The sequence below is a fragment of the Janthinobacterium algoris genome, assembly GCF_051380935.1.
Taxonomy (GTDB): domain Bacteria; phylum Pseudomonadota; class Gammaproteobacteria; order Burkholderiales; family Burkholderiaceae_D; genus Janthinobacterium.
The window spans coordinates 262,160-283,061 of sequence record NZ_JBNYXZ010000008.1 but is presented as its reverse complement, the minus strand read 5'-3'; the positions used below and the strand labels follow the sequence as shown (position 1 = coordinate 283,061).

Annotated in this window: 17 protein-coding genes and 1 pseudogene; 11 read left to right on the top strand and 7 right to left on the bottom strand. The window is 63.6% G+C overall.

The window, feature by feature from the left end; all coding sequences use genetic code 11:
• The first annotated feature begins 193 nt into the window (after positions 1–193).
• From ACQ4W7_RS14560 to ACQ4W7_RS14525, 8 genes and pseudogenes are all read left to right on the top strand, one after another.
• Positions 194–1,063, top strand: coding sequence for an AAA family ATPase (locus ACQ4W7_RS14560; protein ID WP_426072013.1), 870 nt, complete (start codon positions 194–196; stop codon positions 1,061–1,063).
• 9 nt (positions 1,064–1,072) lie between these two features.
• Positions 1,073–1,735: a GNAT family N-acetyltransferase gene (locus ACQ4W7_RS14555; RefSeq protein ID WP_436531340.1), complete on the top strand. Its 663-nt coding sequence runs from the start codon at positions 1,073–1,075 to the stop codon at positions 1,733–1,735.
• The gene (locus tag ACQ4W7_RS14550) at positions 1,729–2,898 is read left to right on the top strand and encodes a vWA domain-containing protein (RefSeq protein WP_436531338.1); all 1,170 of its coding nucleotides are present in this window, start codon (positions 1,729–1,731) and stop codon (positions 2,896–2,898) included. The genes ACQ4W7_RS14555 and ACQ4W7_RS14550 overlap by 7 nt, the downstream gene beginning before the upstream one ends.
• 311 nt (positions 2,899–3,209) lie before the next feature.
• Positions 3,210–4,397 carry a cation:proton antiporter gene (locus tag ACQ4W7_RS14545; RefSeq protein ID WP_426072010.1) on the top strand — a complete coding sequence of 396 codons (1,188 nt, stop codon included), beginning with the start codon at positions 3,210–3,212 and terminating at the stop codon, positions 4,395–4,397.
• Entirely contained in the window at positions 4,398–5,528 is a 1,131-nt protein-coding gene (locus ACQ4W7_RS14540) for a YbdK family carboxylate-amine ligase (protein WP_436531336.1), read from the top strand.
• A gap of 198 nt (positions 5,529–5,726) precedes the next feature.
• A pseudogene (locus ACQ4W7_RS14535) lies at positions 5,727–6,209 on the top strand (sigma-70 family RNA polymerase sigma factor); the annotation flags it as partial.
• Positions 6,210–6,263: 54 nt separating this feature from the next.
• Positions 6,264–7,043 (top strand): FecR domain-containing protein, encoded by a 780-nt coding sequence (locus ACQ4W7_RS14530; protein ID WP_436531351.1) that lies wholly within the window; start codon positions 6,264–6,266, stop codon positions 7,041–7,043.
• 98 nt (positions 7,044–7,141) lie between these two features.
• Positions 7,142–9,610: a TonB-dependent siderophore receptor gene (locus tag ACQ4W7_RS14525; RefSeq protein WP_436531334.1), complete on the top strand. Its 2,469-nt coding sequence runs from the start codon at positions 7,142–7,144 to the stop codon at positions 9,608–9,610.
• 13 nt (positions 9,611–9,623) lie between these two features.
• Here the strand turns inward: ACQ4W7_RS14525 and ACQ4W7_RS14520 are convergent, their stop codons facing one another.
• Together ACQ4W7_RS14520 and ACQ4W7_RS14515 are read right to left on the bottom strand one after the other, a co-directional pair.
• Complete coding sequence (locus tag ACQ4W7_RS14520; protein ID WP_436531332.1) at positions 9,624–10,703, bottom strand: alginate lyase family protein; 1,080 nt, start codon at positions 10,701–10,703, stop codon at positions 9,624–9,626.
• On the bottom strand, positions 10,700–11,692 hold the full coding sequence (locus tag ACQ4W7_RS14515; RefSeq protein ID WP_436531330.1) for a gamma-glutamyl-gamma-aminobutyrate hydrolase family protein: 993 nt from the start codon (positions 11,690–11,692) through the stop codon (positions 10,700–10,702). Before ACQ4W7_RS14515 ends, ACQ4W7_RS14520 begins: the two co-directional genes overlap by 4 nt.
• 231 nt (positions 11,693–11,923) lie before the next feature.
• Here ACQ4W7_RS14515 and ACQ4W7_RS14510 point away from each other — a divergent pair, with 231 nt between their 5' ends.
• From ACQ4W7_RS14510 to ACQ4W7_RS14500, 3 genes are read left to right on the top strand one after another with little or no spacing between them, the layout of a single operon-like run.
• The gene (locus tag ACQ4W7_RS14510) at positions 11,924–12,232 is read left to right on the top strand and encodes a hypothetical protein (protein WP_243136064.1); all 309 of its coding nucleotides are present in this window, start codon (positions 11,924–11,926) and stop codon (positions 12,230–12,232) included.
• Complete coding sequence (gene dapA, locus ACQ4W7_RS14505; protein WP_436531328.1) at positions 12,229–13,260, top strand: 4-hydroxy-tetrahydrodipicolinate synthase; 1,032 nt, start codon at positions 12,229–12,231, stop codon at positions 13,258–13,260. The genes ACQ4W7_RS14510 and dapA overlap by 4 nt, the downstream gene beginning before the upstream one ends.
• Positions 13,238–13,780 carry a division plane positioning ATPase MipZ gene (locus tag ACQ4W7_RS14500; protein ID WP_426072004.1) on the top strand — a complete coding sequence of 181 codons (543 nt, stop codon included), beginning with the start codon at positions 13,238–13,240 and terminating at the stop codon, positions 13,778–13,780. Before dapA ends, ACQ4W7_RS14500 begins: the two co-directional genes overlap by 23 nt.
• Before the next feature lie 74 nt (positions 13,781–13,854).
• Here ACQ4W7_RS14500 and ACQ4W7_RS14495 read toward each other — a convergent pair whose 3' ends face one another.
• The 5 genes from ACQ4W7_RS14495 to kdpB all read right to left on the bottom strand — a co-directional run bounded on the left by ACQ4W7_RS14495 (position 13,855) and on the right by kdpB (position 20,896).
• Positions 13,855–14,604: a TorF family putative porin gene (locus ACQ4W7_RS14495; RefSeq protein WP_436531326.1), complete on the bottom strand. Its 750-nt coding sequence runs from the start codon at positions 14,602–14,604 to the stop codon at positions 13,855–13,857.
• Between the two features lie 132 nt (positions 14,605–14,736).
• Positions 14,737–15,435 (bottom strand): two-component system response regulator KdpE, encoded by a 699-nt coding sequence (gene kdpE, locus ACQ4W7_RS14490; RefSeq protein WP_096237871.1) that lies wholly within the window; start codon positions 15,433–15,435, stop codon positions 14,737–14,739.
• The gene (locus ACQ4W7_RS14485; RefSeq protein ID WP_436531324.1) at positions 15,432–18,173 is read right to left on the bottom strand and encodes a DUF4118 domain-containing protein; all 2,742 of its coding nucleotides are present in this window, start codon (positions 18,171–18,173) and stop codon (positions 15,432–15,434) included. The genes kdpE and ACQ4W7_RS14485 overlap by 4 nt, the downstream gene beginning before the upstream one ends.
• A gap of 58 nt (positions 18,174–18,231) precedes the next feature.
• Positions 18,232–18,807 (bottom strand): potassium-transporting ATPase subunit KdpC, encoded by a 576-nt coding sequence (kdpC, locus tag ACQ4W7_RS14480; protein WP_436531322.1) that lies wholly within the window; start codon positions 18,805–18,807, stop codon positions 18,232–18,234.
• Between the two features lie 10 nt (positions 18,808–18,817).
• Positions 18,818–20,896: a potassium-transporting ATPase subunit KdpB gene (gene kdpB, locus ACQ4W7_RS14475; protein WP_426072000.1), complete on the bottom strand. Its 2,079-nt coding sequence runs from the start codon at positions 20,894–20,896 to the stop codon at positions 18,818–18,820.
• Positions 20,897–20,902: the final 6 nt, after the last annotated feature.

Below are 20,902 nucleotides of genomic sequence, written 5' to 3'. Positions count from 1 at the left end.
TCGTTTGCCATTTGCGCGTCCAAATATTGAAAGTAAACGCCTTTCTTGGCAGGTTTACAAGCAATATTTTTGCCCTACGGCCAAACCGAGCACTAATCCTTCATGCAATCGCCCTGCGGGCACAGGCCGTCCGCGTGGCGGTGCGCCACAGTTCTGTTTATACTCTCCCTTTCCCTACTTTGGCAGACCGCTCATGCAAGCACAGCACACCCAGCAAGGCCAACGCTTCGATGGTTCCGACAGCTATGTCGCCACCGCCGACCTGAAACTGGCCGTGAATGCGGCGCTGACCTTGCAGCGCCCCTTGCTGATCAAGGGCGAACCGGGCACGGGCAAGACCATGCTGGCCGAGGAAGTGGCGGCCGCGCTGAACATGCCGCTGATGCAATGGCATATCAAATCAACCACCAAGGCGCAGCAGGGCCTGTACGAATACGACGCGGTGTCGCGCCTGCGCGATTCGCAACTGGGCGACGAGCGCGTGCGTGATATCCAGAACTACATCGTCAAGGGCGTGCTGTGGCAGGCGTTCACGGCGCCCGAACCGGTGGTGCTGCTGATCGATGAAATCGACAAGGCCGACATCGAATTCCCCAACGACTTGCTGCGCGAACTGGACCGCATGGAATTCTATGTCTACGAAACGCGCGAAATGGTCACGGCGCGCCATCGTCCACTCGTCATCATCACCTCGAACAACGAGAAGGAATTGCCGGACGCCTTCTTGCGCCGCTGCTTCTTCCATTACATCAAATTCCCGGACAAGGACACGATGGAGCAGATCGTCGCCGTCCACTACCCGCACCTGAAACAGGAATTGCTGGCGCAGGCGCTGCAAACCTTCTATGAAGTGCGCGATGTGCCGGGCCTGAAGAAAAAACCGTCGACCTCGGAATTTCTCGACTGGCTCAAGCTCCTGCTGGCTGAAGACATCCCGGCCGAAGCCCTGCGCAGCAAGGACAACAAGGCTGTCGTACCGCCGCTGCATGGCGCGCTGCTGAAAAACGAGCAAGACGTGCATCTGTTCGAGCGCCTGATGTTCATGTCGCGCACCAACCGCTAAGGAGCGCCGGTGAACGACATCAGCCCGGACAAGGTCTTCGTGCCCCTGCAACTGCACGGTATCCGCCTCGAAACGCTGGCGCCGCACCACGCGCCCGGCTTGCGCGCGGCGGCCACGGATGGCGAGCTGTGGAAACTGCGCGTCACCTCCGTGCCCGAACCGGACCAGGTGGACCAGTACATTTTCAAGGGCATCGAGATGCGCCCTTCGCGCTTCGCCTTTGCCGTCGTCGACGCGGCCAGCGGCGAGGTGCTCGGTACCACCAGCTACCACGACGTGATAGCAAGTATTGGCCGCCTGGAAATCGGCTACACCTGGTATGCGAAGCGCTGCCAGCGCAGCCACGTCAACACCACCTGCAAATTGCTGCTGCTGGCGCACGCCTTCGACACGCTCGGCTGCGCACTGGTGGGTTTTCGCACAGATAACTTCAACCATGCCTCGCAGGCGGCCATCGAACGCCTGGGCGCGAAGAAGGATGGCGTGCTGCGCCACCATGCGCTGCGCCGCGACGGCACCGTGCGCGACACGGTCATGTACAGCATCACGCGCGGCGAGTGGCCGGAAATTGCCGCCCATCTGCGCTACAAGCTGGCGCAGCGCCCTATCGCCGCCCTGCCTTGCGCAGGAGGTGAGGGGACCGAGGCAGCGACAGAGGAAGCGCCATGCTGATCGATTTCTTCTTCACGCTCAAGGATGCGAAGATTCCCGTCTCGATCAAGGAATTTTTGACGCTTCTTGAGGCGCTGCAAAAGAACGTCATCGATGCTTCGATGGACGATTTCTACTATCTGTCACGTTTGACCCTGGTCAAGGATGAAGCCCATTTCGACAAGTTCGACCGCGCGTTTGCCCAGTACTTCAAGGGTGTCAACGCGGCCTTCGAGACGAACGCGGCGATTCCCCTCGACTGGCTGCTGAAACGCATGCAGCGCGAACTGTCCGAGGAGCAGAAGGCGCAGCTGGAGAAGTTCGGCTACGACAAGCTGATGGACCGCCTGAACCAGCTGCTGAAGGAGCAGAAGGAGCGCCACGAGGGCGGCAGCAAGTGGATCGGCACGGGCGGCACCTCGCCATTCGGCAATGGCGGCACGAATCCGGAAGGCATCCGCATCGGCGGCAAGGGCGGCAGCCGCACGGCAGTGAAAGTGTGGGAAGCGCGCAGCTACAAGGATTACGACGGCGAGCGCGAACTGGGCACGCGCAACATCAAGGTAGCCTTGCGCCGCCTGCGCAAGTTCGCGCGCGAAGGCGCGGAAGACGAACTGGCCCTGGACGCCACCATTGCCGCCACGGCCAACAATGCGGGCTACCTCGACATCCGGATGCGGCCCGAGCGCAAGAACCGCATCAAGGTGCTGATGCTGTTTGACGTGGGCGGCAGCATGGACGACCATATCGAGCGCACCGAGGAACTGTTTTCGGCGGCGAAGACGGAATTCAAGAACATGGAGTTCTTTTACTTCCATAACTGCGTCTACGACACTTTGTGGAAGAACAACCGGCGCCGCAACGCCGAGCGTTTTCCCACCTGGGACGTGCTGCGCAAGTACCCGTCCGACACCAAGCTGATTTTCGTCGGCGACGCCACCATGAGCCCCTATGAAATCCTGCAGCCGGGAGGCAGTGTCGAATACGACAACGAGGAAGCGGGATCGACGTGGCTGGCGCGCTTTACCCAGGCGTTCCCGAAATTCATCTGGCTCAATCCGGAAGCAGAAGGCCTGTGGCAATACCGCCAGTCGATTGGCGTGATGCGGCAATTGATGAACAACCGCATGTTCCCCCTGTCGATCGACGGGCTGGAACGGGGTATGCGTCTGCTCAGTAAATAAAGACGCACGACAAAAAGTCCATGGCGGCAGGTGGCCGCCATGTCGTACACTGCACACGGCACTACCGTGCGGAGCCTCTCCGCTGCGGGCGGGTACCATACGCTGATACCAGCCCGGCCCTAACCTGCTGCATCCTGTGCGCGGCCGCCATGGCCACGACTCTGTTCGATTGCGCACATCGTGCGCGCCTTCTGCTCCGGTAGAATCGGCGCATCGCTCTGCGCAAACAATGCACCATCGCTGCACCACGACATTGCCGCGCCAGCCTCCGCGCTGCCGGCTGGTGCCAGCGCTATTTCAAAGGAATGAGCATGCAAAGTCTGATCTCGATCGCCGCCGACCTGTCCTGGCCGTTCGCCATTACCCTGGCCTGGGTGGTGGGCGAATTCGGCCACCGCTGGACTGGCCTGCCGCGCATCAGTTTTTACGGCGTGATCGGCTTCGTCCTCGCGCAGACGCAGGTGGGCATCCTGCCACAGACGGACGCCGGCCCCATGCTGGTGCTGGCCGACGTGGCCTTCGGCTTGATCCTGTTCGAGGTCGGCTACCGCATCAACCTGCGCTGGCTGAAGAACAATCCGTGGATCGCCGTCACGGGCCTGGTCGAATCCCTGCTGACCTTTGCCGTCGTCTACTTCATCGGCATCGAATTCGGCAGCACCTCGATGACGGCGCTGCTGCTGGCGTCCCTGGCCATGTCCACCTCGCCGGCCACCATCATGCGCGTCATCAACGAGGAACGCAGCTCGGGCCAGGTGACGGAACGCATCGTCCACCTGACGGCGCTCAACTGCGTACTGGCCGTCTTCACGTTCAACATCATCGTCGGCTTCTGGATGTTCCAGAGTTCCACCGACTTGATCGAGGCGAGCAGCAGCAGCGCCGCCGTGCTGGCCGCCTCGGTGGCCGCCGGCACCGTCTTTGGCATCGTCGTGCCGGCCATGCTTCGCCGCCTGGGCAATATGGCGCAGGATGCCACCGTCGCATTTGCACTGTCGGTGATGCTGCTGGTCGCCCTGACCTACACCACCAGCCTGTCGCCGCTACTGGCCACCCTGACGTTTGGCCTGGTGGCGCGCCACCGCCGCGTGGCCTTCAGCCAGGCGCAGCGCAATTTCGGCGCGCTGGGCGAGCTGCTGACGGTGCTGCTATTCGTGTATGCCGCCTCGACCCTGGAATGGGCCAGCGTGACGGCCGGCGCGGGCCTGGCACTGGCCGTCGTTGGCGGGCGCCTGCTGACCAAAGTCGTTGGCGTGGCCGCGTTTTCGCATGTGAGCGGCATTTCCTGGCGCAAGGGCGTGCTGACAGGCGTGGCACTGACGCCCGTCTCCGTCTTCATCATCCTGCTTCTCGAGCACGCGCGCCAGCACGGCGTGAACTTCGGCGACGAATTGAACGCCCTGGCCGCCGTCACCCTGGGCCTGGAACTGGTCGGCCCCGTGCTGGTGCAGCGCGTGCTGATGCTGGCCAAAGAAACCCACGAAATCAAGGAGCGCTAAATGCCGCTGGAACCCTTTGGCCAATCGGCCGCGCTGACCTTCGGCGTCGAACTCGAACTGCAACTGGTGAACCTGTCGGACTATGACTTGACGGCCGCCAGCCCCGACCTGCTGCATCTGCTGAATAAAAAACCGTTCCCCGGCAACGTCACGCCGGAAATCACCGAGAGCATGATCGAGATTAATTCGAGCGTGCACACGCATCACGGCCCCCTGCTGGCGCAGTTGCAGGAAATCCGCGACACCTTGATCACGGCCGGCGACAAGCTCAATATCGGCATCGCGGGCGGCGGCACGCACCCGTTCCAGCAATGGTCGTCGCAAAAGATCTTTTCCAAGCCCCGCTTCCAGGAAATTTCGGAACTGTACGGCTACCTGGCCAAACAATTCACCATCTTCGGCCAGCACGTGCACATCGGCTGCGCCTCGGGCGACGATGCCATGTTCCTGCTGCATTCGCTGAACCGCTACATCCCCCACTTCATCGCCCTGTCGGCTTCCTCGCCCTACGTGCAGGGACGCGACACCCTGTTCGATTCAGCGCGCCTGAACTCCGTGTTCGCCTTCCCCATGAGCGGGCGCGCGCCGTTTACGCTGAGCTGGGACCAGTTCTCCAATGAGTACTTCTCCAAGATGGAGAACACGGGCATCATCAAGAGCATGAAGGACTTTTACTGGGACATCCGTCCCAAGCCGGAATTCGGCACCATCGAACTGCGCGTGTGCGACACGCCGCTGACGGTGGAGCGGGCCGCCGCGCTGGCCGCCTACCTGCAAGCCCTGTGCCGCTACCTGCTGGAGCGGAAAGAAACGCCGCCCGTGGAAGACGATTACCTCGTGTATAACTACAACCGCTTCCAGGCTTGCCGCTTCGGCCTCGACGGCGCCATCACGCATCCGAAAACCTACGAAACGATGTCGCTGCGCGAAGACATCATGACCACCCTGCGCAAGATGGAGCCGCACGCCGAGGCACTGGGCAGCACGCCAGCACTGAAACACCTGTCGGACGTGGCCAAGCAATGGAGCGACGCGCAATACTTGCGCAAGCAGCACAGCCTGCAGGGCAGCGCCGAGGGCATGGTCGATTCTGCCATCCGCTGCTTCCGCGGCGAGCCGATGAATTATTGAGGATGCCTGGCCAAACCTGCTGCGCGCCGGTTTGGCCAGGCATCGTGACTTTTACCCCAACAACGCAACCCAAAAAACCACACCCCATCCCCCCGTCATTTACAGCATCCGCCCCCGCTTGTTACAATAAGTGAGAATGATTCTTATTATTGTTTAAAAACACCAGTCCAGCCGGACCGGCCATGCAAGGGGAATGCGATGCCGCTGGCAAAGCCGCTACAACGCCAGGACATCGCTACACTGTACGCCGACCACCACGGTTGGCTGCAAGGCTGGCTACGCAAGAAGCTGGGCAGCACGGCTTGCGCGGCCGATGTGGCGCATGACACCTTCATGCGCCTGCTCGACCGCGAAGACGCCGTCGCCGCGCGCGCGCCGCGCGCCTTGCTCGTTACCGTCGCACAGCGCGTGCTGTTCAACCATTACCGCCGCCAGAAACTCGAACAGGCTTACCTCGACGTGCTGACGCAACTGCCGCCCCTGCACACACCGTCGCCGGAGGATCGGGCAATGCTGCTGGCCACCGTGTTTGAACTCGACCGCATGCTCGACGGCTTGCCGCCTCCCGTCAAACGGGCTTTTTTACTACGCCAGCTCGATGAGCTGCCGCAGGAAGATATCGCGCGCCAGCTCGGCATCTCGCTGGCCACGGTGAAACGCCATCTGCAGCGGGCCGGTAGCGCCACGCAAGCGTGGCAGCAGTTGCAAACGCAGCACGAGCATCTGCCGCCCGCCATGCACGCGACCCTGCTGCGCGCCTGCGTGCAAGCCAACGCGCCGCGCCGCCATGCCGTCAAGACGCTGGCCCTGCTGCTGGGCTGCGGCGCCTCGCTGTATGCGCTGGAACGCCGCAGCCCATGGCGCGGCTGGACGGCCGACTATCGCACCGGCGTCAACCAGCGCCGCGTGGTGACCCTGAATGATGGCACGCAGCTCACGCTCAATACCAACAGCGCCGTCAACATCGCTTATGACGGTGCACAGCGCCGTATTGAACTGCTGGCCGGCGAAATTTTCATCGCCACCGGCAAGGATGCGGTACAACGTCCCTTCTTCGTCGGCACGCCGCACGGCGGCCTGCAGGCGCTGGGCACGCGTTTCACCGTGCACCTGCACCAGCAATACGCCAGCGCCGGCGTGCTCGAAGGGGCAGTCGCCGTGCTGGCCGGCGATGGCGCACAGCGCCTGGTGCTGCGTCCCGGCGAAGGCGCGCATTTCGACGACATGGGTGTGCACCGCCAGGCGCTGGCGCCGTATGGCGGCGCCTGGCTCGATGGTATGCTGGTGGCGCGCGACATGCGCCTGGCCGATTTCCTCGCCGAGCTGTCGCGCTACAGCAACCATCCGCTGGCCTGCGCGCCGGCCATCGCCGGCTTGCGCGTCTCCGGCTCCTACCCACTGGCCGATGTCAATGCCATCCTCGACGCCGTCAGTGCCAGCTTGCAACTGCAGCGCAATACCGTCACGCGCTTCTGGGGCCATCAAGTCGTCAGGATCGAACTGGCGGCGCGCTGAAAAAAAGTATTTTCTGCAAAGTGAGCTGTTTCGCCGTGCTCGCGTGACTTGGTAGACAGGTAGTCTCCATCTTGCGCATCCACGAAAGGTTTTATTCCATGCACCACGCTTCGCGTTCCCTCCTTACCCGCACCGTCCTGGCCTGCGCCCTGTCGCAGATCGGCATGGCCCTGGCCCTGCCGGCATCAGCTCAGGCGCAAACCCGGCAAGTGCGCAGCTACAGCATCCCCGCAGCTTCCTTGGGCGACGTGCTGACGCGCTTCGGCAGCGACAGCGCCATCCTGCTGTCGTTCTCCAGCGATGCCACGCAAGGCTTGCGCAGCGCCGGGCTGCAAGGCAGCTACAGCTTGCAGGATGGTTTCCGCGTGCTGCTGGCAGGCAGCGGCCTGCAAGCCGTGCCGCAGGCGAATGGCGGCTACCTGCTGCAAAAGATCCCCGCCGGCGCGAATACTCCCTCGGCGGACAGCCGCGGCGTGGCCGTCATGAGCGGCGTCACCGTGGTCGCGGCAGCCGAGCGCAACGCCGCCACTAGCGGCACGGGCAGCTATACGGGCGGCCCCGCCAGCGGCGCCACAGGCCTGGCCCTGACGCAACGCGAAACGCCGCAGTCGCTGACCATTGTCACGCGCCAGCAGATGGATGACCAGAACAGCAACGCCGTTTCCGACGTCATGAAGAACGTCAATGGCGTGAGCGTGCAAAACTACGACAGCGACCGCTGGAGCTTCCAGGCGCGCGGCTTTGCCGTCACCAATTTCCAGTACGACGGCGTGTCGGCCATCTATGACGGCGTCTACGACTGGGGCACGACGAACAGCGACATGGCCATCTACGACCGCATCGAAGTGCTGAAGGGCGCGACGGGCCTGATGAGCGGTTCGGGCGACCCGTCGGCCACCGTCAACATGGTGCGCAAGCGCCCCACCGCCAACTTCGAGGGCTCGGCAACCCTGGGCGCAGGATCGTGGGACAACTACCGCGGCGAAGTCGATGTTTCCGGCCCCCTGAACGACAGCCGCACGGTGCGCGGCCGCCTGGTGGGCGCCTACCAGGACAAACACTCCTACCTGGACCGCTACAAGCAGCAAAAATCAGTCGCCTACGGCATCGTCGAGGCGGACCTGACACAAGTCACCCTGCTGACGGCAGGCTTCACGCACCAGGATTACAAGCCGCGCGGCTCCACCTGGACGGGCTTTCCTCTGCTGTTTTCCGACGGCACGCGCACGGATTTCCCCACCTCGTGGAATCCTGCCACCGACTGGAGCCGCCGCGACATGCAGAACACCACGCTGTTCACGTCGCTGGAACACACGTTCGCCAACGCGTGGAAAGTGAAATTGAGCGCCAACCAGTTGCGCAGCAAGCATGACAGCGTGTTGAGCTCGGTCAGCGGCGGCTATCCTAACCCAGTCACAGGGGAAGGCGCCAGCTTCTACATGGGCAAATACGCGGGCGACCGCCGCCAGACCACCTTCAACGTGGACGCCAGCGGCCCGTTTACCCTGTTCGGCCGCCAGCATGAAGCGATGTTCGGCTATTCCACCTCGACGGCAAAACAGGATGGTCCCGTCTATGATTCGGTTTATCCGACCCTGGACAGCAGCTACTTCGACTGGCGCGGCCAGTATGCGGAGCCGGCGTTCGAACACCAGGGAAACGACAACGACAGCACACGCCAGAGCGGTCTGTATGGCGCCGTGCGCCTGCGCCCGAGCGATGCGCTATCGGTGATCGTCGGCACGCGGATCAGCAACTACAAGATGGACCAGAAGCGCAGCTTATTCGACAATGCCACGCCCAGCCATACGCGCATGGACGAAAGCGGCGTCATCACGCCGTATGCGGGCGTCGTGTATGACCTCGACAAGACCTATTCCGTGTTCGGCAGCTACACCAGCATCTTCGCGCCGCAGAGCAACCGCGACATCAACCGCAACTTCCTCGCACCCGTGCGCGGCAAGGGTATGGAAGCGGGCGTGAAGGCGGAGTACCTCGATGGCAAGGCCAACGCCAGCGCGTCCCTGTTCCAGATCCGCCAAAGCAATGTGGCCAGCCCTGTGGGCGAAGTCAACGGTGAGTTAGTGTATAAGGCCATCGATGGCGTCACCAGCCGCGGCGTGGAAATGGAAGTAACAGGCGAGGTGCTGAAGGATGTGAAACTGAGCGCCGGCTACACGTATGCGCATGTGCGCGACAAGGATGGCAAGGCAGTGTTCGCGGAAACGATGAAAACCACGCAGCCGGCCCACCTGGCAAGAGTGCAAGGCAGCTGGCGCCTGCCGGCCAGCCTGGACAAAGTGACGGTGGGCGGCGGCCTGACCTGGCAAAGCAGTTTCCACGGCGAGGTCTGGAACCCTGCCGCCAACGAAAATGCGCGCCTGCAGCAGGGCAGCTATGCACTGGTCAACCTGATGGCGCGCTACGAGATCAGCAAGAACGTCACGGCCAGCCTGAACGTCAACAACCTGATGAACAAAAAATACCTGACGGGTCTGGGCCTGTTCGGAACAGGTTTTTATGGCGAACCGCGCAATGTGATGTTCACCGTGCGCACGAAGTTTTAACGCTAAGTTCTCACTAAGCACCGTACAGCGCCAGCGCCCAGGCTGGCGGACGCAATTCCAGCGCCAGGGGCAGGTAAGCGGGGTCGAAGCGCGCCGCCAGCAGATACACATTGGCGGCGCCCTTGGACTCCCAATTCCCCGTAAATCCCTTTTCACCGGCGGCCACGCGCTTGCGGTCGAACGGCACGGCGCTCTTTGCGAATTCCTCGTGCGTCTTTCTGCCCTGCGCGTACGGCGCCAGCCAGGCCAGCGCCTCGGCCAGGCGCCGCGCTTCCGGCGCGTCATACCAGTCGTCGCCATGCGCCTGCGCCATCAGGGCCGTCGTCAGCAGCGGCTCCAGGCTGTAGGTGGTGTAGTGCAGGGCGTCGCGCTGTTCGAAATCGAAGGGTACGCCGCCAGCACCGATATTGCGCGGCACGTGCGCCAGGAAGCGCTCTTTCGCGCGCGCGATCAGCAAGACGTCGCCCGTGACATACGCGGCGGCCGTGCCGATCTTGATGCGGTGGCTATGCCAGTTGTTGCGTGCCGTGGACGGACCGCCCACCTTGATGGGATCGCTCAAATACCCTCGCGCCAGGGTGCGGCAAAACGCCTGCACCTGCTCGCGCTCCACGCCGTTCAAGCGTTCCTGTATCAAGTCAAAACCCATCAGCAGGCTGGCCAGCTCCGTCTCGTCGACGGGACTGAACGATGGCTGATAAGCACCGCTCCAGGCCAGCAGCAACTGGCGCGCTGCCTCGAAATGCGCCAGCTCGCCCGACAATCTCCAGGCCAGCGCCTGCAAGCGCGCCTGGCGCCAGTCTTCCTGCGCCTGCTGGCTGGTCTCGCGTCCGCCTTCTCCCTTCAGCAAGCCGCCCGTGCGCACTTCGGCCATCAGGTGCACGGGTCGCGCCGCATCCTTGCGCGCCGCCTTGAGCACCTGCTCGGCAATGGCTGGCGCCACTCGCATCTTGAACGTGCGGGCGCGCGCGGCGGACGTCAGCGCAAACGCCAGCACGCTATCACGCGGGTGCGGCGCGGCGCGCAAGCCCGTCAGGGGCAGTGCCAGCAGGCCAGCCAGCAAGGTGCGCCGGCGCGTCAGGTGCGTACTCAAAACCGCGTCTCCCGCGCCGCGCGCAAAAAGTTATCGAGGATCGGGGTGCAATCGAGCAGTTCGACCCCGCCCGCCGAATGAAATTCCGGGTGCCACTGCAAGCCCATGACGAAGCGCGCCCGCTGGTAGCGGATGGCTTCGACGATATTGTCCCCTTGCGAATACGCTTCCACGGTGATGTCGCGTCCCAAATCCTTGACCGACTGATGGTGGATGGAATTGACGAGCGCCTCGCCCGCCTTCGGGAACATGCCGGCCAGCGACGAGCCTTTCGGGAAGGCGATGCTGTGGCGGTGACGGTCATACAGGTCGTTGACGTGCGAGGTGGCGCCTTCCACGTCCGAGGCGATGTCCTGGTACAAGGTGCCGCCAAAGCCCACGTTGATGAGTTGGCAGCCGCGGCAAATACCCAGCACGGGCTTGCCCGCGTCGACGAATTCGTGCAGCAATTCCAGTTCGTACAGGTCGCGCGCGCGGTCGCCGCTCCATTCGGGGCGCGTGGCCGTCTCGGAATAGGTCTGCGGCGAGACGTCGGCGCCGCCCTGCAGCACCAGACCGTCCAGGTGGCGCGCATAGTGACGCAAGGTGATGTTGCTCGGGTGTAGCAAGCCGCTGGTATTGACCGTCGGAATCATGAACACCAGCACATCGCGCGACATGACCCACTGCGCAATCGACTCTTCCAGGTATTGCAGGTTCTTGCTGCGCAGGCCAGTGGCGCCTGGTTCGGGGTGGAAAATGCGCGCCGAGATGCCGATGCGCAGCGTGCGCCGCATGAAATCGCGGCTGGCCTTGTCGCGCATGGAACGGTAGCGCGATGTGATCACGCGCCAGGCCAGCGCCAGCGGCGTGTCGTTATCCTTCAAGTAGCGCGGTGCCGCATCGCGCGCGCGGTGGTCGTCATCGGGTGCCCTGCCGACACGGTCGGGCCGCGCCGGCGTTGCAGGATCGGCGGAAGGGGGCTGCTGGGGATCTTTTTCGTCTGACATGGCAAGGCTGACTGAAAGCGGAGACGTTTTCAATATAAACCCCTGCCCCCGAAAGCACGATTCAATTTTGTAACAAAAGCACATGCGCGGCATTTCCACGCAACACGCCGGCAGTAAAACTGCATACAGCCCGCATACAGCCCGTTTACGCCCACGGCCCCGCTTTTTAGAGAATCTTTACGCCCCCGCTGCTAATCTTGAACGTACCTCAACCACCGCTGCAAAGCCACCATGGAACCCCATTCACGCCTGCAAACGCATCAAGCGCATCAAGCACTGCCCCACCGCCATCCCCGCCTGCCCACTTTCCTCATGCATATCACGGTCGACAAGTCCTGCCTGGCCGAGCTGCGCCAGCTGGTCGTCAGGACCTGCGGCGGCATGCTGTCGTTCATGCGCGTCGAGGCGGTCGACCACGCCGAGCGCATGAAGGTATGGCTGTGCGTGACGGAGCCGGCCCTGCGCCTGACCATGGATGCCGTCATGCGCCTGCTGCCAGCGGCGGAATTTGGCCGCATCAGCCAGGGGAAATCGCTATGAACCAGTATTCCTGCGAGCAGGCGATGTCTTCGTCGCGCATCACCGCGCACTTCCAGGGCATCTGGGTGCCGATGGTCACGCCATTCCGTGATGGCGAGATCGACTTTGACGCCGCCCAGCAGCTCGCTTGCGAGCTAGCCGCCAGCGGCGTTGATGGCCTGGTGGTATGCGGTACTACGGGCGAAGCGGCCATGCTGAGCGCCGCAGAACACACCATGCTGCTCGATAGCGTGCTCGAAGCCATCGGTCCCCGCTTCCCCGTCGTGATGGGTATCGGTGGCAGCGATACGCGCAGCGTCGTCGCCACAGTACAACGCTATCACGACCATCCGCTGGCTGGTCTGCTGATCTCGGCACCGTCATATGTACGCCCTTCGCAGGACGGCATCGTGCGCCACTTCGAGGCCATCGCCGCCGCCACCGACCAGTCCATCGTGCTGTACAACGTGCCGGCACGCACTGGCGTCAATATCGAACCGCAGACGGCGGCGCTGCTGGCGCGCGACTCGCACTTCGTCGCCATCAAGGAAGCGGGTGGCAAGCTGCAGCAACTGGGCGAACTGCTGCTCGACACGCGCCTGGATGTGCTGTGCGGCGACGATGCGCTGCTGCTGGCCAGCCTGTCCATGGGCGGCCACGGCGCCATGTCGGCCGCCGCCCAAATACGCCCCGACCTGTATGCGCAGCTGTACCACCTGGTCAGGCAGGGCCGCCACGGCGCCGCCAGCACCCTGTTCAAGACCATGCTGCCCGTCATCCGACTGCTGTTCGCCGAACCCAATCCTGGTCCCGTGAAGGCGGCGCTGGCCATGCAGGGCAAGGTGCGCGACGAGCTGCGCCTGCCGATGACGCCGATGTCGTCCGCCGGCCAGGACAAGCTGGCCGAAGCACTGGAGCCATTGATGCAGCTGCCCGCATGGACAGCCAGCGACAGGGACGCGCCGCGTGAAGGCTGTTTGCTGCAACTGGTCTCCGCTTCCAACATTATGCCAGCCGTGCGCCAAGATGATCATCGCCATCACGGATGAACGCGGGGGGATGGAGAAATCCATCCTGGCCGGACGGCTGGCCGCCTCGCGCGCGCTGGCCGGGCGCAAGGTATTGTTGCTCGATGCCGATCCGCGCCAGGGAGCCATGGCGCAGGCGAGGAATATGCACGACGGCGCCATGCACGGCAGCCTGATGCAGCCGCGCCTGATGGCGCGCGCCATCAGCGCCAAGGGCTTGCAACCGGAGCTGGAGCACCTGGTGAACTGCTACCACGACATCGTCATCGACAGCGAAGGCCGCGACTCCATGGGCAGCCGTTCGGCCCTGATCGCCGCGCGCGTGCTGGTGGTGCCGCTGGACGGCGTCGTGGACGGTGCCGCGCAAGCGGGCCTGGTGCGCCGCATCGCGCACGCGCGCAGCGTCAATCCGGACCTGCGCGTCCTGCTGGCAACAGACACGCAAGCGGCGCTGGCCCATGCCCTGGCCGCACAGATTCCAGCCGCCTGCGTGGTCAGCCTGGGACAGCTGTATTGCGCCGTTTTTAACCTGCCTGCCTAACCTGGCTGGGCAAACAAAAAAAAGGCGGCGCATGCGCCGCCTCTCCTCTCAGTCAATTCAGTCAATTCAGTCAATTAGAACGTTTTGCTGACCGTCAGCTGCAACGCCGTCTTGCCCATGAATTTACCGTTCACGGGCGAAGCATAGGCCGACTTGTCCGCGTTCGTGCCGATCACGGCCAGCGCGCCCGTCACCACACCGAAATCGCGCGTGACGCCCACTTTCCAGTCCGTGTAGCTAGCCGCATCATTGTTTTTGACCTTTTGGTGGCCCGCGTGCAGGTTGCCGATCCAGCCGTTGCTCAAGTCGATATTCGCGCCGATGTCCAGGTAGCCGCTGTTCTTACTGTTGACGATGCCGAACAGATTGGAGACGGCGTGCGAATACTTGATATAGGCCGGGCCATACGACAGTTGACCGTAGACTTCCTGGGTGTCCGCGTCGGCCAGGCCGTCGATGTGCTTCAAGCCGTTGTCCGCATACACATACGCCAGCACGCCCACGTCATAGCCGATATCGGCCGTCAACTGGCCGCGCTTGCCCGCATACAGGTCCACTTCCACGTCACCGCTACCACCCGCATCCTTGGTCCACTTGATGGTGGAGGCCCAGGCGCCCGCATACAGGCCGGTAGGATTGTTGACGTAGTCGACGCCGCCCTGCAGCGCGGGTTTCAAGCGCGTCTGCGAAATGCCGCGATAACGGTAGTCGGACACGCCGGCCACGTTGAAGCTGACGTCATTATCGGGCTTGGCCTCTTCCGCGTGGGCCAGGCTGCCCGTAAAGGCGGTGGCGACGGCAAGTGCAAGTATCATTTTATTCATGGTTTCTTCTTCTTCATGGGTGGTATGGGCCTTTGCCAACATGGCGCAGCTGGCCCGCCGCTGCAAAAATTTAAAGTAAAGCGTCCCCCCGGCGCGCGCGGCGCCTGTTTTCCAACAGGGGATTAACAGGTATTAGAGCGGCAGCAGCAAGCGGTAGCCGACGGCCGTTTCCGTCAGCAGGTGCTGCGGCTGGGCCGGATCGGCTTCCAGCTTCTGGCGCAGATGCCCCATATAAATGCGCAGGTAGTGGCCATTTTCGCTGTTCGACGGCCCCCACACTTCACGCAGCAGCTGCGGATTGGTGACCACCCTGCCGGCGTTCTTCACCAGCACCGAGAGCAAGCGAAATTCCGTCGGCGTCATGTGCACCAGTTGCTTGTTGCGCGTCACCAGGCGATCCTTCAGGTCGACCCGCACATCGCCAAACTGCACCACGCCATCGTCGCTGGCGGCGGGCTGGCGCTGGCGGCGCAAGGTGGCCCGTACGCGGGCCAGCAGCTCGCCCACGCCGAACGGCTTGGTCAGGTAATCGTCGGCGCCCGCGTCCAGCGCGCGTATCTTGTCCTCTTCGTCGACCCGCGCCGACAGCACGATGATGGGCACGGCCGACCATTTTCGGATGTCGGCGATGAAGTCGATGCCATCTCCGTCAGGCAGGCCCAGGTCCAGCACGATCAGGTCGGGCCGGCGCGTGCCGGCATCAATCAGGCCTCGCTGCATGGTGGCGGACTCGAAAATCTGCCAGCCCTCGTCTTCCAGCGCGGCGCGCACGAAGCGGCGGATTTGCGGTTCATCCTCAACCAGCAAGGCGGTGGCGGAAGGTTCGTTCATGTTGGTTTTCCTGTTTCATGGTCGTTGGCGTCATCGAGCTCGATCTCTGGCGGCGCAGGGGGCGTGCCCAGCGGCAGGCTGAACACGATGGCAGCGCCCTGTCCCGGCGTGTGCGGCTGCGCCTGGATGGTGCCGCCGTGGGCTTCGACAATGGCGCGGCAAATGGCCAGTCCCAGCCCGACACCCGGCTTGTTCGATTCGCGCTCGCCGCGCGTGAATTTTTCAAAAATGGCTTCTTCGCGGCCGGGCGGCAGGCCCGGGCCATCGTCAAACACCCTCACCTGCAGGAACTGGCCGTGTACCCCGGCCGCGACCGTGATGGTGCTGCCCGGCGGCGTGTATTTGGCCGCGTTTTCCAGCAGGTTGCACAGCACGCGTTCGATCAGCACGGCGTCGTAGCGCACCAGCGGCAAATCCGGCGCCAGCTGCGTCTGCACGGCATGCTGCTGCAATTGCGGGCCGCTGGCGCGCAGCGCGCTGCCCACCACTTCTTCCAGCGCCTGCCATTGCAGGTTCAGGCGCACCTGTCCGCTTTCGATGCGCGCCATGTCCAGCAAGTTCGCCACCAGGGCGCTCATGCGCACGGTTTCGGACTGCAGCGAGCGCGCCATGTCCAGCTGCGCGGGCGACAACGCAGGCCTGGACAGGGCCAGCGATTCGGCCAGGCCCACCAGTGACGTCAATGGCGTGCGCAAGTCATGCGACAGGGCGGCCAGCAGCGAATTGCGCAACCGCTCGGACTCCATCTGCAGCAGCGCCCCTTGGGCCACGTCGATGTAGTGCACGCGCTCGAGCGCGATGGCTGCCAGCGCGGCAAAGGTATCGAGGTGCTGGCGCTGTTCCGGCACCAGCAGCCAACGCCCGCGGTCCGTGCCATCGAGTGGCAACAGCGCCAGCACGCCCCGCGTGCGCATCGGCGCGATCAGCGGCAGGTAGAAAATGGGCGAAGCCGGCAAGGTATCTGTTCCCGTCCCCGCCGCCTGCGCATGGTCGAAGGCCCACTGCGCGATGCCTATGTCCAGCGGCTCGCCGCTGCTCGGGGTCTGCAGGCTGCCCTCATCATCAGGCAAAAGCAAGGTAGCGCGCGCACGGAAAGCCCGCTCGATGGCGCTTTTCGTGATGTCGAAAATCTGCTCCGTTTGCAGCACGCCGGACAATTCACGCGAAAATTCGTACAGGGCGCGAGCGCGCGCTTCGCGGTGCGAGGCCACGCGCGCCTGGAAGCGCAGGCCGGCCGTCAGGTGGCCCGTAATCAGGCCCACGGCCAGCATCACGCCAAAGGTGATCACGTACTGAAAATCGCCCACGGCAAACGAGAAGCGCGGTGGCACGAAGATGAAATCGAAGCAGGCCACGCCCACCAGGCTGGCCAGTGCCGCCGGTCCGCGCCCCAGGCGCACGGCCACCAGCACCACCGTCAGTAGCGACAGCATGGCGATATTAGCCAGGTCCAGATAGGGTTGCAGGGGGACCGAGGCGAGGGCCGTTCCCAGGCTGACGCCAGCGGCCAATAGATAGCGCCAATGGCGTGATGGCCGGCGCGGTGCCTCCGTGTCTTCGCCAGCCACGCGCCGGGGTGCTGCATCGGCAGCTGGCAAGCCGACCTCGATCAGGTCGATATCGGGCGCCAGGCTGGCCATGCGCACGGCCGGCGGCGCATGCCACAGACGCGCCAATGCGCCAGCGCGGCCACGGCCCACGATGACTTTCGAGATATTCGCGTTACGCGCATACTCGACCACGGCGCCGGCGATGTCGGCGGACGGCACAATGGCCGTGCGTGCGCCCAAGTCCTGCGCCAGTTTCAGCGTTTTCAGGATGCGTTCGCGCTCGCGCGCCGGCAGACGCTGCAGGCGCGGCGTTTCCACGTACAGCGCGTGCCATTCGGCATTCAGCTGGCTGGCCAGGCGCGCCGTGCTGCGAATCACGTGTTCGCCACCCGCGTACGGTCCCACGCAGGCGAGCAGCGCGGCGCCCGTCTTCCACACGGGATTGATGGATTTCTCGACGCGGTAAGCCTGCACGTCGTCCTGCACCCGGTCCGCCGTGCGGCGCAAGGCCAGTTCGCGCAGGGCGATCAGATTACCCTTGCGGAAAAAATGCTGGGATGCCCGCTCGGCCTGCTGCGGCTGGTATACCTTGCCCTGCTTCAGGCGGCGCAACAATTCATCGGCCGGAATATCGACCAGCACCACTTCGTCGGCGCGGTCGAACACCGTGTCGGGCAGGGTTTCGGCCACACGCACGCCGGTGATGCCGCCCACCACGTCGTTCAGGCTTTCCAGGTGCTGCACATTCACGGTCGACAGCACGTCAATACCGGCCGCCAGCAATTCCTCGACATCCTGCCAGCGCTTCGGATGGCGCGAACCGGCCACGTTCGAGTGGGCCAGTTCATCCATCAGTATCAGCGGCGGCGCCCGCCGCAGCGCTTCGTCCAGGTCGAACTCGAACAAGGTCTTGCCCCGGTATTCGATGGCCTTCAGGGGGAGCAGCGGCAAGCCGTCAAGCTGGGCCGCCGTATCCTGGCGCCCATGCGTCTCCACCACGCCCACCAGCAGATCCTGGCCATCGGCCAGCAATTTGCGGGCGGCGGCCAGCATCGCATAGGTCTTGCCGACGCCGGCCGAGGCGCCGAAGTAAATGCGCAGCCGGCCGCGCGCGGCTTTCTTTTCCTGCGCCTGCACTTGCGCCAGCAGGGCATCTGGGTCGGGGCGTTGGCTGTCGTTGGGGAGCATGGGCATCTTTTAATATTAAAACCAGGGGCAAAACCGGCGGCTCTGCCCCTGCATCATCTTACTTCGCGGCTGCATCGAGCGCCAGATTCAGTTCCAGCACATTCACCCGTGGTTCGCCGAAAAAGCCGATATACGCGGTTTTCTGCACCTTGGCGATGGCGTTTTCTACCTGCGCCAGCGGCACTGCGCGCACGCGGGCCACGCGCGGCGCCTGGTACAAGGCTGCCGCCAGGCTGATTTCCGGGTCCAAGCCGCTGCTCGACGCCGTCACCAGGTCAACGGGAATGGCGCGCGTATTGCCGGGATCAGCTTCCTTCAGGGCGGCGATGCGCGCCTTGACAGCGTCCACCAGTGCCGGATTGCTCGGTCCCTGATTCGAGCCGCCCGAACCGGCGCCATTGTTGGCCATCGGCGCGGTGGCCGATGGCCGGCCCCAGAAATACTTGGGCGAGGTGAAGGACTGGCCAATCAGCATCGAGCCGACAGGTTTGCCGCCACGCTCGACGATGCTGCCATTGACTTCATCGTTGAAGGCCAGCTGCCCGATGCCGGCCGTGGCAAACGGATAGACGACGCCGCAGATCACGGTCAGCGCGGCAAACAGGACCAGGGCGGGACGTACGATAGTGCTCATGATGGTTCCTTTAGACTAAATTGAGTGCGGACAGCAGCATGTCGATCAGCTTGATCCCGATGAAAGGCAGGATGATGCCGCCCAGGCCGTAGATCAGCAGATTGCGACGCAGCAGGCTGGCCGCGCCGATGGCCCGGTATTGCACGCCTTTTAACGCCAGCGGGATCAGCACGACGATGATCAAGGCATTGAAGATCACGGCCGACATGATGGCCGACGCGGGGCTGGCCAGGTGCATGATGTCAAGCGCCTTCAGTTGCGGATAGGTGCCCACAAACGCCGCCGGGATGATGGCGAAGTACTTGGCGATGTCGTTCGAAATCGAGAACGTCGTCAGCGAACCGCGCGTCATCAGCATCTGCTTGCCGATTTCAACGATTTCCAGCAGCTTGGTCGGATTCGAATCCAGGTCGACCATATTGCCAGCCTCTTTTGCCGCCTGCGTGCCCGAGTTCATGGCCACGGCCACGTCGGCCTGCGCCAGGGCGGGGGCATCATTGGTGCCGTCGCCAGTCATGGCCACCAGGCGGCCTTCGGACTGATAGCTGCGAATCAGCTTGAGCTTGTCTTCCGGCGTCGCTTCGGCAAGAAAATCGTCCACGCCAGCCTCGGCGGCGATGGCCGCAGCCGTCAGCTTGTTGTCGCCCGTGATCATGACGGTCTTGATGCCCATACGGCGCAATTCCGCAAAACGCTCCTTGATGCCGCCCTTGACGATATCCTTCAGTTCCACGACACCCATGACGCGGCCGTCGTCGACCACCACCAGCGGCGTGCTGCCGCGACGCGCAATATCGTCGACGGCGCGCGACACCTCAACCGGATACGGCTGGCCCAGCGCTTCCACAAACTTTTTCATGGAATCGGCCGCACCCTTGCGCAACTGGCGTACCTGCTGTTCGCCAGGAATGTCCACGCCGCTCATGCGCGTTTGCGCCGTGAAGGGCACGAAGGTGGCGTGCAGGCTGGCCATCTCGCGTTCGCGGATATTGAACTTCTGCTTGGCCAGCACGACGATGCTGCGCCCTTCCGGCGTTTCATCGGCCAGCGAGGCCAGTTGCGCCGCGTCGGCCAACTGCTGCTCCGTCACACCGGGAGCAGGTACAAAACTTGACGCCTGGCGATTACCCAGAGTGATGGTGCCCGTTTTATCGAGCAACAGCACGTCCACGTCGCCCGCCGCTTCCACGGCGCGGCCCGAGGTGGCGATCACATTGGCTTGCATCATGCGGCTCATGCCGGCCACGCCGATGGCCGACAGCAGGCCGCCAATAGTGGTCGGAATCAGGCACACCAGCAGCGCGATCAGCACGGTGATGGTGACGGGCGTGCCGCTGCCGGCCGCCGCCACGGAAAACAGCGAGTACGGCAGCAAGGTTACGGTGACGATCAGGAAGACGATCGACAGGGCCACGAGCAAAATCGTCAGGGCGATTTCATTCGGCGTCTTCTGGCGCTTGGCGCCTTCGACCATAGCGATCATGCGGTCGATGAAGGCTTCGCCAGGGTTGACGGAAACGCGCACCAGCAGCCAGTCCGACAGCACGCGGGTGCCGCCCGTGACGGCGGAAAAGTCGCCGCCCGACTCGCGGATGACGGGCGCCGATTCGCCCGTGATGGCGCTCTCGTCGACGGAGGCCACGCCGGCCGTCACTTCGCCATCGGCAGGAATGACGTCACCCGCCTCGACCAGCACCGTCATGCCCTTGCGCAAGTCGGTCGCCGGCGTGGGCAGCCAGGAGGTGCCGTACTTCGGCGTTTGCATTTTCTTTGCCATCACCGTCTGCTTCAGGGCGCGCAAGGAAGCCGCCTGGGCCTTGCTGCGGCCTTCAGCCAGCGCTTCGGCGAAGTTCGCAAACAGCACGGTAAACCACAGCCACACGGAGACGGAGACGATGAAGCCGAACGGCGCTTCACCCTGGCCGTTCAGGGCCTGTATGGCCAGCAGGGTCGTGATGATGCTGCCGACATAGACGACGAACATCACGGGGCTGCGCCACTGCGTGCGGGGGTCGAGTTTTTTGAACGCATCGACGATGGCAGGGCCAATCAATGCGGAATCGAACAAGGTCAGGCTTGTGCGTGACATGGTAGC

Bases quoted from the DNA above. Each gene is read 5' to 3' on its own strand.
- ACQ4W7_RS14560 (WP_426072013.1), top strand. From the start codon at position 194: ATGCAAGCACAGCACACCCAGCAAGGCCAACGCTTCGATGGTTCCGAC.
- ACQ4W7_RS14550 (WP_436531338.1), top strand. From the start codon at position 1,729: ATGCTGATCGATTTCTTCTTCACGCTCAAGGATGCGAAGATTCCCGTC.
- ACQ4W7_RS14545 (WP_426072010.1), top strand. From the start codon at position 3,210: ATGCAAAGTCTGATCTCGATCGCCGCCGACCTGTCCTGGCCGTTCGCC.
- ACQ4W7_RS14540 (WP_436531336.1), top strand. From the start codon at position 4,398: ATGCCGCTGGAACCCTTTGGCCAATCGGCCGCGCTGACCTTCGGCGTC.
- ACQ4W7_RS14530 (WP_436531351.1), top strand. From the start codon at position 6,264: ATGCACGCGACCCTGCTGCGCGCCTGCGTGCAAGCCAACGCGCCGCGC.
- ACQ4W7_RS14525 (WP_436531334.1), top strand. From the start codon at position 7,142: ATGCACCACGCTTCGCGTTCCCTCCTTACCCGCACCGTCCTGGCCTGC.
- ACQ4W7_RS14515 (WP_436531330.1), bottom strand. From the start codon at position 11,692: ATGTCAGACGAAAAAGATCCCCAGCAGCCCCCTTCCGCCGATCCTGCA.
- ACQ4W7_RS14510 (WP_243136064.1), top strand. From the start codon at position 11,924: ATGGAACCCCATTCACGCCTGCAAACGCATCAAGCGCATCAAGCACTG.
- dapA (WP_436531328.1), top strand. From the start codon at position 12,229: ATGAACCAGTATTCCTGCGAGCAGGCGATGTCTTCGTCGCGCATCACC.
- ACQ4W7_RS14500 (WP_426072004.1), top strand. From the start codon at position 13,238: ATGATCATCGCCATCACGGATGAACGCGGGGGGATGGAGAAATCCATC.
- ACQ4W7_RS14495 (WP_436531326.1), bottom strand. From the start codon at position 14,604: ATGAATAAAATGATACTTGCACTTGCCGTCGCCACCGCCTTTACGGGC.
- kdpE (WP_096237871.1), bottom strand. From the start codon at position 15,435: ATGAACGAACCTTCCGCCACCGCCTTGCTGGTTGAGGATGAACCGCAA.
- ACQ4W7_RS14485 (WP_436531324.1), bottom strand. From the start codon at position 18,173: ATGCTCCCCAACGACAGCCAACGCCCCGACCCAGATGCCCTGCTGGCG.
- kdpC (WP_436531322.1), bottom strand. From the start codon at position 18,807: ATGAGCACTATCGTACGTCCCGCCCTGGTCCTGTTTGCCGCGCTGACC.
- kdpB (WP_426072000.1), bottom strand. From the start codon at position 20,896: ATGTCACGCACAAGCCTGACCTTGTTCGATTCCGCATTGATTGGCCCT.